We start from the raw sequence: 14,022 nt of genomic DNA, 5'->3' as shown, positions 1-14,022 counted from the left end.
TTAGCTCTTGTTCTTTTTGCACATTGGGAAGCCCAGCGCTTCGCGAGAAGCGTAGTAGGCCTCGGCAACAGCTTTGGTCAGCGTGCGGATACGCAGAATATAACGTTGACGCTCGGTCACCGAGATCGCCTTGCGCGCATCCAACAGGTTGAAGGTGTGGCCAGCCTTCAGAATACGTTCATAAGCCGGCAGCGGCAGTGGTTTCTCCAGCGCCAGCAGTGACTGGGCTTCTTTCTCGTACTGCTCAAAGCAGGAGAACAGGAAGTCCACGTCAGCGTATTCGAAGTTGTAAGTGGACTGCTCCACTTCGTTCTGATGGAACACATCGCCGTAGGTGGTTACACCCAGCGGGCCGTCGCTCCATACCAGATCGTAAACGCTGTCCACGCCCTGGATGTACATCGCCAGGCGCTCAAGGCCGTAAGTGATCTCGCCGGTCACCGGTTTGCATTCCATGCCGCCGACCTGCTGGAAGTAAGTGAACTGCGTCACTTCCATGCCGTTCAGCCACACTTCCCAGCCCAGGCCCCAGGCGCCGAGCGTCGGGTTTTCCCAGTTATCTTCTACGAAGCGGATGTCGTGAATGGTCGGATCCAGACCCAGCTCTTTCAACGAGCCCAGGTACAGTTCCTGAATGTTGTCCGGCGATGGTTTAATCACCACCTGGAATTGATAATAATGTTGCAGACGGTTTGGGTTTTCACCGTAGCGGCCGTCGGTCGGACGGCGGGACGGCTGCACGTAGGCGGTAGCCATTGGCTCCGGTCCCAGTGCGCGCAGGCACGTCATCGGGTGTGAGGTTCCCGCGCCGACTTCCATGTCCAATGGTTGAACGATGGTGCAGCCCTGGCGCGCCCAATAGTCCTGCAGTGTCAGGATCAGGCCCTGGAAGGTCTTGGTATCAAACTTTTGCATGTTGAATTCGCACGCGATACAAGTGGATTTAAATGGGATGCGCCAGTATACCCGTTGACCGTAAGATATACAGCCCGAATCCGGCAACAAGTGTGAATCATCAAAGAAGCGTGGCGTTTTTACGCACTGAAATGGGGCAAATGCGTCCGAATGGTACTGTTTCACCGTTCTGTTCGGCGGCCGCATCGCCGATGCGCTACTGAGACGCTTCGGCAATCTGCGGCTGGCCCGCAACCTGTTTGCGGCGGTAACGCTGCTGCTGACCGCCACCTGCTTCCTGTTGATCCCCTTTATGAGCACGCCCACCGAAATCATTTTGCTGATGACGTTGGGAAACGCGCTGAATGCGCTGGTGAATAATGTGTATTGGTCGGTGGTGATCGACGTCACACCCAAGGCTTCAGTAGGCACCTACAGCGGTATGACGCTGGCGATAGCCAATATTGCCTCAATCACTGCACCTATGCTGAGCTGTTGGTTGGCGCAGCACCACGGCTATGGCGCGATGTTCTTCGCCACCGCCGTGGTGTCCTTCTGCAGCATGCTGTGCATGACCCTGCTACAGCCGGAAAGAAAGATGGGAGCCGACAGCTCGCCGCACCACCGAGGTATTCAGCACGCAGCGCAGCGATAACAACAAAACCATGAGGCAAGGATGCCGTCAGGTTAGCGTCTGTCGAATTAAGTTAACTTCTGTACCTGCAGACAAGAACATTTCTATTATTCACAGAATTGATAACATACCGACAATAATCGTGCTTAAAAAGACATCCTCATGTGAAACATTCCAAGAGATAATCCGCAAACAAAAATGTGATTGTTAAAATAACAATCATCACACAAAAGAAACACTTTATTATAGAAACCAATCATCAATTATTTACCTCACAGGCTAAAAATTTACTTGCCGACTTGACTCTGGTAGGATTGTCTACCGCACCCCAGCATTGTCGCAAGACGAAATTAAATTTAAAATTCGATTATGGAAGATGTAGAAATGATAGAAATCTTTGATGTGGATTACAATCTACTGTCGGATAACCGTTCTAAAGAATTATTCTCTTTAAGAAAGAAGACATTTAAAGACCGTCTCAACTGGATTGTTAATTGCGAAAACAATATGGAATTTGACGAGTATGATAACAATCATACTACGTACCTTTTTGGTATGTATGAAAATATGGTAGTCTGCAGTCTGCGATTTATAGAAACAAAATACAATAATATGATTACTGGCACGTTTAAATCCTATTTTAATAAAATAGAACTTCCTGAAGGTAACTTTGTTGAGGCCAGTAGGCTTTTTATCGATAAAGGACGTGTGCAGGCGATGAAATTACAAAATGAACCGATCAGTTCACTACTGTTTTTATCTATGATCAATTATGCAAGAAATTATGATTACCAAGGGATTTATGCAATTATCAGCCATTCCATGCTGATTATCTTCCAAAGATCCGGTTGGGAAATTACAGTAGTCGAGCAAGGGCAATCAGAGAAAAACCAGCGAATTTACCTGATTTACATGCCGGTTGACGATCGCAACCAGCAGATATTGGTCGATCGCATCAACTTGGCCCACCCTGGCTTAACCCCGGACCGCGATGCCTGGCCATTAACCTTCCGTGTCAGGAAGCACGGGTCTGATCAGCTGTAGTTCAACGCCTAGCCTGATAGCATGCTTGGCGTTGGTAACGCCTAATTTTTTGACGGCATTACCAATATGATATTTTATTGTGGTGAGCTTGATCCCCAGGATGAGCGCAATCTCCTGATAGGATTTACCCATGCTTGCCCAGTAAATTATCTCATTCTCTCGCTTCGAGAATATTCCTTTATTGTTCATTTTGTCAAAGTAGGTAGGGCTATTAATTTCCTTGTAAAATGCAGTAAGCTTATCATGAGTAGTAATTAGCAGCATTTGAAGTTTGTCTTGGTTGGCTATTATTCTTTCTTCTATATTATAGTCGCAATGTTTATCAATCATAATAGAAAGCACCACCAAATTATGATTATGATCGTGCAGCACAAATGTATAGCCATTAACTACATTGTAATTCTTAGCCATATCAAAAATTCTTGGCAATTTTAACCCTGGATCAATCATTATATTTTCATCCCAGGAGAACGGAGTAATACGGCGCGAAGCAGTAATAAGAACCGGGTCGATAAATTGATAGTTATTTTCTGTATAAAATTCAAACCATTCAGTTCCGTTGGAAATAATCGCAAAGTTCGCCGGGTTTCTTTTATTCATTATTGCATAAGCGTACTTCACGTTACTATACTCGCTAAGTTTACCTTCCAAATCATTTTTTATGGTGGTGTTGATGGTTTCATCATTGAAGAATGAATTTGACACTGAACCCTCTCCTTAAAAAATAAAAATCCTTAGCTAATAAAAATTATAACATAAAAATTGCTGGCGGCATAACTGATAAAAAGTCAGGTTAAACTATTAAAATAGACAACCAAAACCATCTATACAATATAAATAATCACGGATTGGAATTTATTTATATTAATAAGCGCCATTTAGCCACATAAAGGATAGGTAAAAAAGAAAAATAACGTGGTTATCTTCGAAAAACTTCAGACACATGTTATGTTAATTTTTATTACAAAATAAACAAGAACACAACATACGGAGTGAGGAGTTACGAGCAAGTACGGAGGAAGACATACGATTCGCCATCAGAGGAAAAAACCAATAACTCCCTCACCCCATCAAATGACAGGGTGAAAGAAAGAAATTGACAATCAAAATACATAAAACAATAATATTTAAAATTGTTTCCCTGGTGTTGGCCAAATTGGCTATCTGATCCTGATTCAGGATCAGTTTTTTTTATGTGTGTCTTGTTTTTCTGAGATAACAATAAAGTTTTTTAAACTCGAATGATAGTTGTACTAAAGTACAGTCAAATACTGTATTTCATCATGCAAAGAGCGATAATTATCGCATTATAACGTTGATTCCCCCCCACTCAGTGCCATAAATAATCCATAGCAAATCGAATAATCCCTCATACATCATAGATGTGCCCACACTGTTTAATTGGCTAGCATCAACATACCGTTATATCTGCGATCCGCCACATCAACCGGTATTGATTATGGGCCAGATGTCCGGACCCCTTACTGATATATCAACCACTCAAAACCGCGCGCTGACGCCGACGTTATACATAAACTGCTCGCCGCTGCTCAGGCCGCCGGTTTGCGAAACGGTGGCGAACGCCGCTACCTGATCGGTCAGCGGCATGTTCGCTCCCAGGGTCACATCCACCCAGTTTTTATCCTGATTGGCGCTGTCGCGGGTAAAAGAGGTCTGGGTAGACTTCAGCCCACCGCCGGCCCGATAGACATCATCGCCAAACTGATGCTGATAACTCACCTCGGCGTACGGATTAAACAAACCAAACTTGCTGTCCAACCGCCAGCCCAACGCGCCGATCTGCGAATGGTAGGTCTGGTCGTTAAAGCGCATTGAGGTGCTGGTGTTGCCATCCTCGCTGTAACCGGAGACGTTACTGTAATCCCAGGCAAATTGCGCCATCGGGCCGCTAGTCAGATAAGAAGTAATGGGGAAGTCGTATCCGGCGGTAAGGCGCGCCCCCCACTGCTTGCCGGAGGTCGAGCCGGTTTCGGTGCGAGTTAACGATCCTAACTGCATGCTGCGGCGAATATCATCGTAATCCATTGTCGCGTAGTGCAGATCGGCGTTCACCCAACCGTGCTCAAACACGTCCAGGGCGGTAAAGGCCGAGAACAGCAGGCCGCGCGCCTTGTACTCATAGCGGCTGGAAGGCTGCTGATCGTCATTGGAACCGGAAATCAGCGCCCCAATTAACCAGCCGTCGGTCAACTGGTAATCCACCCCAACCGTCAGATTATGGGTGGTGGCGTTGCCGTCACCTGCCGCCAGATTGGAAGAATAGTCATAGTGTTGTCCGGCATAACCGCCGAATACGCCCAGCGCGCCTTGCGGGTTGCCGCCATTGCGTAGCTGTTGGAAACGGCTGTCGAGGGTAGCACGGCTGTCACGTGCCATCGCCGCCGTCGCCTGATTCAGCGCCACTGCCTGCGCCGGGCCGTCCAGCACCGCCTGAATGTAATCGGCAATCAGTTGATGTGCCTGCGGGCTAGGGTGGAAATGATCGGAAAACAGGTAGGATTGGTTGCTGTCAAATCCCGGCATGGCCGAGCTGCACACCGCAGAAGAAACGCCTGGCGGGCAGGCCATACCGGCGGTATTGGTAAAGCCAAACTGCGTCGGATTGGCAATGGCCTCGCTAAACAGCTGGTTTACGTCAACCCGCACGATATTGCCGCTGCCCTGTGCCAGCAGGCGGTCTTCGCTTTGGTTATAAAAATCGGTCAGTTGCCCGGCCTGAGCGCTCAGGCTGTCAAAGGCGGCAATCAGCTGTGCGGCAATTGCCTGCTGCACCTGCGGGAGCGCACTGCCCTGCGCCGCCGCGGCCGTCAGCGCCTGGTGAATGGCCTGAGTCCGCGTGTCATTGTCCGGTGTCGCCAGCGAATTAAGGGTGGCGTAGGCCGCCTGCACTGCCGCGTTTTGCACCGGCGTCAGCGCCTGCTGGATAATCAGCTCCATCAGTTGAGGCGTAGAGCCAATATTCGGCACCGTCGGAACGATCACCGTTCCGGCGCCGGCATTTAACAACGAGTGAACCTGCGCTGCTGCGGCGGCCGCACTGTTGTAGGCCACACCCGGCGCAGTCGCCGGATTTAACGCCGCCGCAGCCAGATCATTGCCGCCAATCCAGTGTATATACAGGCCATCACCATCGGCCCGGTCATTAACCCGATTGAGATAGCTCTGCACCTGATCCTGGGTGTTATCCGCCGGGTTAAGCGCCGGCACCGCCACGCCACCACCGGCGGCATAGTTGTCACCGCCGTTATCCGATGCCACCAGCGCGGCACCGATACGTTGCGCCAGCACTTCGTCATATAACAGGTGTTTATTGCTGTCGTAGGTAAAGCGGCCATTGTTACCGGTGTCGCTTAGACTGTCGCCAAACACGTAGAGTTGGTCATAGGCCAGCGCCGGGGGCGTCATACTGCATAATATTGCCACTGCAAGCACCGCTGGGCGGGGCATACGAGTTATTTTTAGAGGCATAAACAGACTCCTGAGAGCCAAGCAAATGAAGGAAAATACATTTTTATCATTGGCCTTTTTGGCTACCGGCCATCTAGTAAATATTGCTGGCTTTTTCGCCACGTCAAGCCGGTTGTTGATAAAACAATCAGGGGCTTGCCAAGTTCGCAACTTCGGGCGATGCTTACTGTAAATAAACACAGCATAAGGACAGTCAGTATGGTCAACGAACGTTGCGGTTGGGTGACGGCCGATCCGTTATATCTCGAGTATCATGACAAGGAATGGGGCGCACCGACCACCGATGCACATGAACTGTTCGAAATGCTGTGTCTGGAAGGACAACAGGCCGGACTTTCCTGGATCACCGTGCTGAAAAAGCGTGAAAACTACCGTCGTGCCTTCCACAATTTCAACCCACAGCGGGTGGCGGCCATCACTGAACAAGAGGTGGAAATCTTGCTGCAGGACAGCGGTATCATCCGCCACCGGGGCAAAATCGAAGCCATCATTGCCAACGCCAGGGCCTATCTGGCGATGGAGGCGGCAGGAGAAGACTTCGTCAGCTTTATCTGGGCGTTTGTCGACGGCGAACCGCTGCTCAACCGTTGGCAACAGCTAAGTGAAGTACCGGCAAAAACCGAACGCTCGGATGCCATGTCCAAAGCGCTGAAAAAACGCGGTTTTAAATTTATCGGCTCCACGACCTGTTACGCCTTTATGCAGGCCAGCGGGCTGGTGAACGATCATCTGACGGGCTGCCTCTGCTACCCAAAGCCATAGCGATCCGCCCTTGCCATCCGGGCGATCTGCCGCGACTGATGGCCCTGTGGCTGCCCAGCACCATCGCCGCCCATCCGTTCGTGAAGGAAAGCTACTGGCTTGAAAGCGCCACCCTGGTGCAGGAAAACTACCTGCCGCGCGCGCACAGTTGGGCGTATTGGCATGAAGGGGAAATCGTCGGCTTTATCAGCGTGTTGGATCAACGTTTTATTGGCGCGCTGTTTGTTGACATGGCGTTTCACGGCCGTGGCGTCGCCCAGGCACTGATGGCGTATGTGCAACAGCGCTATCCTCGGCTAAGCCTGGAGGTCTATCAGCAAAACCTGCGGGCCTGCGCCTTCTACCATAAGCAGGGTTTTCACGTCACACAGCGTTTGTTTAATGAAGAAACTCAAGCCCATACATTGATCATGAACTGGGCTGCCAGCGTTTGATTTTTGTCACTTCTGGCTAAAAACAGCGCACTCCGCACCGGGGTGCGTTCAATTCAGAATCCGCTGCATGGTATTCCCTTTCGTTTTGCCGGATAACAAGCGCAGCCCGTGAGCCGCTTATAAATTGTCACGTTTTTTTCCGGAACTGCCGGAGGAGATACGCGTCATAGTAGCGCCGCAACCTGGCATGCCAGGCGGCCAACGGTTTATTTAGCGTCCCCGAGATTGGACCGACGCACACAGATTCTGATGCCACAAGGGAAAAAACATGAATAAACGCATTGCGATTATTGCCGGCGCGGTGAGCCTTGCGCTCACGCTGTCAGCCTGTACCACCAACCCGTACACCGGGGAATCTGAAGCCGGAAAATCCGGCATTGGCGCAGGGATCGGCGCGGCATTGGGCGCAGGCGTCGGCATGCTGTCCTCGTCTAAAAAAGACCGCGGCAAAGGCGCACTGATTGGTGCCGCTGCCGGTGCCGCACTGGGCGGCGGTGCCGGTTATTACATGGACGTGCAAGAAGCCAAACTGCGCGACAAAATGAAAGGTACCGGCGTTAGCGTGACCCGTCAGGGCGACAATATCGTGCTGAACATGCCAAATAACGTCACCTTCGACAGCAGCAGCGCTACCCTGAAACCGGCGGGTGCCAATACCCTGACCGGCGTGGCTATGGTGTTGAAGGAATACCCGAAAACGGCAGTTAACATCATCGGCTACACCGACAGCACCGGTTCCCGTGCTCTGAACATGACCCTGTCGCAGCAACGTGCCGACGGCGTCGGTAGTGCGCTGATCACCCAGGGTGTGGCGGCCAACCGCATCCGCACCTCAGGAGCCGGCCCGGACAACCCGATCGCCTCCAACAGCACCACAGAAGGCAAGGCGCAAAACCGCCGCGTTGAGTTAACTCTCAGCCCGCTGCAGTAATCCCGTGCGGGGCGCTCTGCCCCGCCACTTCCTATACCCCGCAGCTCCGCCATTGGACATTCCGGCTCTGCGCCGGGTGTGTTAGTCTCCTTGGCAATTAACCACAGGGGAGATCGGCTGTGAGCAGTGTTAAGGCAATACGCGCCTCGGGGCGGGCCACCATCAGCGATGTGGCGAAAACCGCCAAGACCGGTAAAACCAGCGTATCGCGCTATCTCAATGGTGAGCAGCACCTGCTTTCTGACGATCTCAAACAGCGCATCGAACTGGCGATCAACCAGCTCGACTATCGCCCCAGCCAGATGGCACGCAGCCTGAAGGGCGGCCAAACGCGACTGATTGGCCTGATCATTGCCGATATCACCAATCCCTACTCGGTGGACGTGATGCGCGGTATCGAAGCGGCCTGTCGTCAGCACGGTTTTACCCTGCTGGTGTGTAATACCAATAACGAGGTCAATCAGGAACAGCACTACCTGCAATTGCTTAGCAGTTACCGGGTAGAGGGCATCGTGGTCAACGCCGTCGGTATGCGTGAAGAGGCGCTGTCGACCCTGCAACAATCGATGTTACCTATGGTGCTTATTGACCGCAAAATCTCTGATTTTGCCTGTGATGTGGTGGGCCTCAACAATCACGAAGCGGCAACCGTCGCCACGGAACACCTGTTGCAACAGGGTTTCGAAGCCATTTTGTTTCTCAGTGAGCCGATCGGCACGGTCAATACCCGCCTGGAAAGGCTGCACGCCTTTAACCAGACCATGGCGCAACATGCCGGACTGTTGGCCGAACAGGCCGAAACTCCGCTTAACGACGTTAAACAGCTGGAAGGCGTGATCCACGACTTTAACGCCCGCCATCGCGGTATGCGCAAGGCGGTGATTTCCGCTAATGGTTCCCTGACGCTGCAGGTGGCACGCGCCATGCGCCGATTGGGCATCCAATGGGGCAGCGATATCGGCCTGCTGGGCTTTGACGAACTGGAATGGGCCGAACTAGCCGGGGTGGGCATCACCACTCTGAAACAGCCCACCTATCAAATGGGTCATGCGGCACTAGAACAACTGGTGCAACGCATTCAGGGCCTGAATACCCCCATCAGCGAACAGATGTTCCCCGGTGAACTGATCGTACGCGGCTCCACCACCCGGTAATCGCCCCCCTTTCCCGCAGGGGGCGGCCTGTTACGCCCCTTTATCGCATCATCCAGACTATTTTTTGCTCAGGTTCGTGATTGCGATCATATTTTTACACTCTGTCGCTTTTGGATGGAACCGGTACCATTTAACTTGTGGTTAACAGTATCGGTGGGACTGACACCACCTCAGGAGCAAAAATGACCAGAGAAATTATCATAGTGACCGGCGCCTATGGCACCGATACCGTCCAGCAGCTCGGTGGCCAGGCCGCTTTACTGCCGATCATCGCCGCGGCAGGTGCCGACGGCGTAGAAATTCGCCGCGAACTGTTTTCTGCTCAGGATCTACAGGACCTGTCAGCTCTGGCTCAGGACATCGAACAGCAGCAATTGTTTGCCGTTTACTCTGCACCTGAAGCCCTGTTTACCCCACAGCACACTCTGAACCCAAACCTGGCGGCTCTGCTGGCGGAAGCCCAGACGCTAAACGCACGCCAGTTAAAATTATCCCTGGGCCATTATCAGCCGGGCTTCGATTTTACCGAACTGAAAGTGGCACTGGAGCAGCATCCGGTCAACCTGGTGGTGGAAAATGACCAGACCCCGGACTGCGGCATTCTGTCACTGCTGAACGCCTTTTTCCACGCGGCGGAAGATAACCGTCTGCCGGTCAGCATGACTTTCGATATGGCCAACTGGCACTGGGTCGGGCAAGACGCCTTCGCCGCTGCCGAGCGTCTGGCTCGCCACGTCAGCTATGTGCACGTGAAAGCGGCCACCCATAGCCTGCGCGGTTGGCGCGCCGTGGCGCTGGACGACAGTGACGGCCGCTGGCGTGAGTTGCTGACCCGCCTGCCGCAGGATGTACCACGCGGCATTGAATTCCCATTGCAGGGCGACAGTCTGGAAGACGTAACCCGCTACTACGTTAACCTGTTACGCGCGGAGTAAAACATCATGACAACGCTGACAGCAGCGCATAGCGCCCCCTTAGATGTCGTCACCCTGGGTGAAGCCATGGCCATGTTTGTGGCAAACCAAACCGGTGATATGGCGGAAGTAGAAACTTTCACCAAACGCATTGCCGGTGCCGAGCTGAACGTGGCGATCGGTCTGGCACGTCTGGGCCTGAACGTCGGCTGGGTCAGCCGCGTCGGCAATGACAGTTTCGGCCGTTTTGCCCTGCAACAATTGAAAAAAGAAGGTATCAACGCCCAGCAGGTCACGGTAGACGGCAATTATCCGACCGGTTTTCAGATCAAATCGAAAACCACGAATGGTACCGATCCCAAAGTGGAGTATTTCCGCAAAGGTTCGGCGGCTAGCCATCTTTCTGTGGACGATTTCAACCGCGATTACTTCGGTTCCGCGCGCCATCTGCACCTGAGCGGCGTAGCGGCAGCCTTGTCCGGTCAGTCGCTGGCGCTGTGTCACCATGCCGCACGTGAGATGCGTGCAATGGGCAAAACCATTTCTTTCGACCCTAATTTGCGTCCGGTGCTGTGGTCCAGTCAGCAGATGATGATCGAACAGCTCAATAAGCTGGCGTTCGCCGCCGACTGGGTGCTGCCGGGGCTGAAAGAAGGGCAAATCCTCACTGGCCAATCAACGCCGGAAGGCATTGCCGATTTTTACCTGGAGCGCGGCGTACAGGCGGTGATTATCAAAACCGGCCCGGACGGCGCCTGGTTTAAAACTGCCGCCGGCGATCAGACGGCCGTAGCTGCCATCAAAGTCGACAACGTGGTGGACACCGTGGGAGCAGGCGACGGTTTTGCCGTCGGCACCCTTAGCGCCCTGCTGGAAGGCAAAACGCTGAAACAGGCGGTTCAACGCGGCAATAAAATCGGCTCGCTGGCGATCCAGGCCATCGGCGACAGCGAGGGCTTACCGACCCGCGCTGCACTGGCTGAATAAACACAATAAATACCAATCACTACATTCAATCTCCATAACGGTTAGCCTCTAGCCCTACAACTAGATTTCCGGGAGATCGCCTATACCCAATGACTTTCAAGTTGCAGCTAGGCACCCAGCTCGTGAGTCCCCGTCCCCAGGCGCTTACTTAAGTAAGTAACTGGGGTGAGCGAGTGCAGGTAACAACGCTGCAGCGTGAAAGACGAAGGGTATGCAACACCACTGAAGGAACCTGAACATGAACAAAGCGACTATCGCGGCTAAACGCTGGTGGTACATCATGCCCATCGTGTTTATCACCTACAGCCTGGCCTATCTCGATCGCGCCAACTTCAGCTTTGCTTCGGCCGCCGGCATCAATGACGACCTGGGCATCACCAAGGGCATGTCCTCGCTGCTGGGGGCGCTGTTTTTCCTCGGCTATTTCTTTTTCCAGATCCCCGGCGCTATCTATGCCGAGCGCCGCAGTGTTAAAAAACTGATTTTCTGGTGCCTGATCCTGTGGGGGGCCTGCGCCTCGCTGACCGGCATGGTCAGTAATATCCCCATGCTGGCCGCTATCCGCTTTATCCTCGGCGTGGTGGAAGCCGCGGTCATGCCGGCGATGCTGATTTACATCAGCAACTGGTTCACCAAATCAGAACGCTCACGCGCCAATACCTTCCTGATCCTTGGCAACCCGGTAACGGTGCTGTGGATGTCGGTGGTTTCCGGCTACCTGATCCACGCCTACGGCTGGCGTGAAATGTTCATCTTTGAAGGCATTCCGGCGGTGATCTGGGCCTTCTGCTGGTGGGTGCTGGCCAAAGACAAACCCGCCCAGGCCAAATGGCTGAGCGACAATGAAAAGCAGGCGTTGCAGCAACAGCTGGAAGAGGAACAAAAAGGGATTAAAGCGGTGCGTAATTACGGTGAAGCCTTCCGCTCACGCAACGTTATTCTGCTGTGCGCACAGTACTTTGCCTGGAGTATTGGCGTGTATGGCTTCGTGCTGTGGTTGCCTTCCATCCTGCGCAGCGGCATGCAGATGGGCATGGTGGAAGCCGGCTGGCTGTCGGCGGTGCCTTATCTGGCGGCGACTATCGCCATGATCCTGGTGTCCTGGGCCTCCGACAAAATGCAAAACCGTAAGCTGTTCGTCTGGCCACTGTTGCTGATTGGCGCGCTGGCTTTCTTCGGCTCTTATGCCGTCGGTGCCAACCATTTCTGGGTCTCTTACACCCTGCTGGTGATTGCCGGGGCCGCCATGTATGCCCCTTATGGGCCTTTCTTCGCCATCATTCCTGAAATGCTGCCGAAAAACGTTGCCGGTGGCGCTATGGCACTGATCAACAGCATGGGTGCGCTGGGCTCCTTCTTCGGCTCGTGGTTTGTCGGTTACCTGAACGGCGCTACCGGTAGCCCGGCGGCTTCTTATATGTTTATGGCCATTGCCCTGCTGGTGGCGGTGGTGCTGACTCTGGTTGTCAAACCCGCTCGCAACGAGGCCCAGCCACAACTGGCTTAGTCTCGTTATAATTTATTTTCTGTTGAATATACCCAATGAATTTCAGGCTGCAGCCAGGCGAAAAACGAACTTCCCCCAGTTACTTAAGTAAGTAACTGGGGGAAGTTCGAGCAGTTAACAACGCTGCAGTCTGAAAAAGGGTATTGCTGGAGTTCGTGATGAAGCCTTCTATTGTTCTATACAAAAACATCCCTGCCGAACTGCGTGAACGACTGGAACAGCACTTCACCGTGCACGCCTTCGACGGCCTGAACCCGGATAACTGCGATGAGTTGCACCAGGCGCTGCAACAGGCGGAGGGGATCATCGGTTCCGGCGGTAAAATTGATGAGGCTTTCCTGCAGCAGACGCCAAAACTGCGTGCCGCTTCAACCATTTCCGTCGGTTACGATAATTTCGACGTCGACGCGCTTAATGCCCATAACGTGCTGCTGATGCATACCCCCACCGTGCTGACCGAAACCGTCGCCGATACCATCATGAGTCTGGTGCTGGCGACAGCGCGCCGGGTGGTGGAAGTGGCCGAGCGGGTCAAGGCTGGCGAATGGCAGGGCAGCATCGGGGCCGACTGGTTTGGCGTCGATGTGCACCATAAAACCATCGGCATTCTCGGGATGGGCCGGATCGGGCTGGCGCTGGCGCGACGTGCGCACTTCGGTTTCGGCATGCCGGTGTTGTATAACGCCCGCCGCACACACGAAGAAGCGGAACAACGTTTTAACGCCCGCCGCTGTGACCTGGATACCCTATTGGCTGAGTCCGATTTCATCTGCATTACGCTGCCGCTGACCGATGAAACCTTCCATATGATCAGCCGTGAGCAACTGGCGAAGATGAAAAAGAGTGGCATCTTGATTAACGCCGGTCGCGGCCCGGTGGTGGATGAAGCGGCACTGATTGAAGCACTGCAAAACGGCACTATCTACGCTGCCGGGCTGGACGTGTTCGAAAAAGAACCGTTAGACGTGTCTTCACCGTTGCTGAAGCTGCCAAACGTAGTGGCGCTGCCGCATATCGGTTCTGCGACCCATGAGACCCGCTATGGCATGGCCGAATGCGCCGTCGACAACCTGATTGCCGCACTGACCGGCACGGTCAAAGAAAACTGCGTGAATCCGCAACTGCTGAAGAAATAGTCATGAAGGGCGGCGCCCGCCGCCCATTTCGTTCCATCCCTCTCCCCCTTCCATCTCCTCCCGGAAAATTATCTGTTGGGATGAGGCGACTTTTTCATCATTTGTCACACTGGGCATTACCCTACAAGAAAAACGC

The 14,022-nt window shown here is 53.1% G+C and carries 12 protein-coding genes and 1 pseudogene; 10 read left to right on the top strand and 3 right to left on the bottom strand.

Annotated elements, in window-relative coordinates; translation table 11 throughout:
• The gene (glyQ, locus tag ACUTQ5_RS19855) at nt 1-915 is read right to left on the bottom strand and encodes a glycine--tRNA ligase subunit alpha (protein ID WP_012004542.1); all 915 of its coding nucleotides are present in this window, start codon (nt 913-915) and stop codon (nt 1-3) included.
• A 157-nt stretch (nt 916-1,072) separates the two neighbouring features.
• Between glyQ and ACUTQ5_RS19850 the strand changes: the two are divergent.
• A pseudogene (locus ACUTQ5_RS19850) lies at nt 1,073-1,549 on the top strand (MFS transporter); the annotation flags it as partial.
• Between the two features lie 363 nt (nt 1,550-1,912).
• Nucleotides 1,913-2,572: an acyl-homoserine-lactone synthase gene (locus ACUTQ5_RS19845; protein ID WP_445652654.1), complete on the top strand. Its 660-nt coding sequence runs from the start codon at nt 1,913-1,915 to the stop codon at nt 2,570-2,572.
• Here ACUTQ5_RS19845 and ACUTQ5_RS19840 read toward each other — a convergent pair.
• Together ACUTQ5_RS19840 and ACUTQ5_RS19835 are read right to left on the bottom strand one after the other, a co-directional pair.
• Nucleotides 2,531-3,277 (bottom strand): LuxR family transcriptional regulator, encoded by a 747-nt coding sequence (locus tag ACUTQ5_RS19840; RefSeq protein WP_115183488.1) that lies wholly within the window; start codon nt 3,275-3,277, stop codon nt 2,531-2,533. The genes ACUTQ5_RS19845 and ACUTQ5_RS19840 overlap by 42 nt on opposite strands.
• A 795-nt stretch (nt 3,278-4,072) precedes the next feature.
• Nucleotides 4,073-6,061 carry an autotransporter outer membrane beta-barrel domain-containing protein gene (locus tag ACUTQ5_RS19835; RefSeq protein ID WP_445652633.1) on the bottom strand — a complete coding sequence of 663 codons (1,989 nt, stop codon included), beginning with the start codon at nt 6,059-6,061 and terminating at the stop codon, nt 4,073-4,075.
• Nucleotides 6,062-6,259: 198 nt separating this feature from the next.
• On the opposite strand from ACUTQ5_RS19835, the gene ACUTQ5_RS19830 reads away from it, so the two are divergent.
• The 8 genes from ACUTQ5_RS19830 (at nt 6,260) to ghrB (ending at nt 13,886) form a co-directional block, all read left to right on the top strand.
• Entirely contained in the window at nt 6,260-6,823 is a 564-nt protein-coding gene (locus ACUTQ5_RS19830; protein ID WP_445652632.1) for a DNA-3-methyladenine glycosylase I, read from the top strand.
• Nucleotides 6,799-7,257, top strand: a complete 459-nt coding sequence (locus ACUTQ5_RS19825; RefSeq protein ID WP_445652653.1) for an N-acetyltransferase — start codon at nt 6,799-6,801, stop codon at nt 7,255-7,257. The genes ACUTQ5_RS19830 and ACUTQ5_RS19825 overlap by 25 nt, the downstream gene beginning before the upstream one ends.
• A gap of 268 nt (nt 7,258-7,525) precedes the next feature.
• The gene (locus ACUTQ5_RS19820; protein ID WP_445652631.1) at nt 7,526-8,188 is read left to right on the top strand and encodes an OmpA family lipoprotein; all 663 of its coding nucleotides are present in this window, start codon (nt 7,526-7,528) and stop codon (nt 8,186-8,188) included.
• Between the two features lie 137 nt (nt 8,189-8,325).
• Entirely contained in the window at nt 8,326-9,342 is a 1,017-nt protein-coding gene (locus tag ACUTQ5_RS19815) for a LacI family DNA-binding transcriptional regulator (RefSeq protein ID WP_445652652.1), read from the top strand.
• A 182-nt stretch (nt 9,343-9,524) separates the two neighbouring features.
• Nucleotides 9,525-10,277 carry a sugar phosphate isomerase/epimerase family protein gene (locus ACUTQ5_RS19810; protein ID WP_445652630.1) on the top strand — a complete coding sequence of 251 codons (753 nt, stop codon included), beginning with the start codon at nt 9,525-9,527 and terminating at the stop codon, nt 10,275-10,277.
• A gap of 6 nt (nt 10,278-10,283) precedes the next feature.
• On the top strand, nt 10,284-11,243 hold the full coding sequence (locus ACUTQ5_RS19805) for a sugar kinase (protein ID WP_445652629.1): 960 nt from the start codon (nt 10,284-10,286) through the stop codon (nt 11,241-11,243).
• A 238-nt stretch (nt 11,244-11,481) separates the two neighbouring features.
• Nucleotides 11,482-12,750 carry an MFS transporter gene (locus ACUTQ5_RS19800; protein ID WP_445652628.1) on the top strand — a complete coding sequence of 423 codons (1,269 nt, stop codon included), beginning with the start codon at nt 11,482-11,484 and terminating at the stop codon, nt 12,748-12,750.
• Between the two features lie 158 nt (nt 12,751-12,908).
• Nucleotides 12,909-13,886, top strand: coding sequence for a glyoxylate/hydroxypyruvate reductase GhrB (gene ghrB / locus ACUTQ5_RS19795; protein WP_445652627.1), 978 nt, complete (start codon nt 12,909-12,911; stop codon nt 13,884-13,886).
• Nucleotides 13,887-14,022 lie beyond the last annotated feature (136 nt).

The sequence above is a fragment of the Serratia sp. NA_112.1 genome (genome assembly GCF_052691715.1).
The sequence above is the reverse complement of the archived record's forward strand: the minus strand, read 5'-3'. Positions and strand labels throughout refer to the sequence as shown.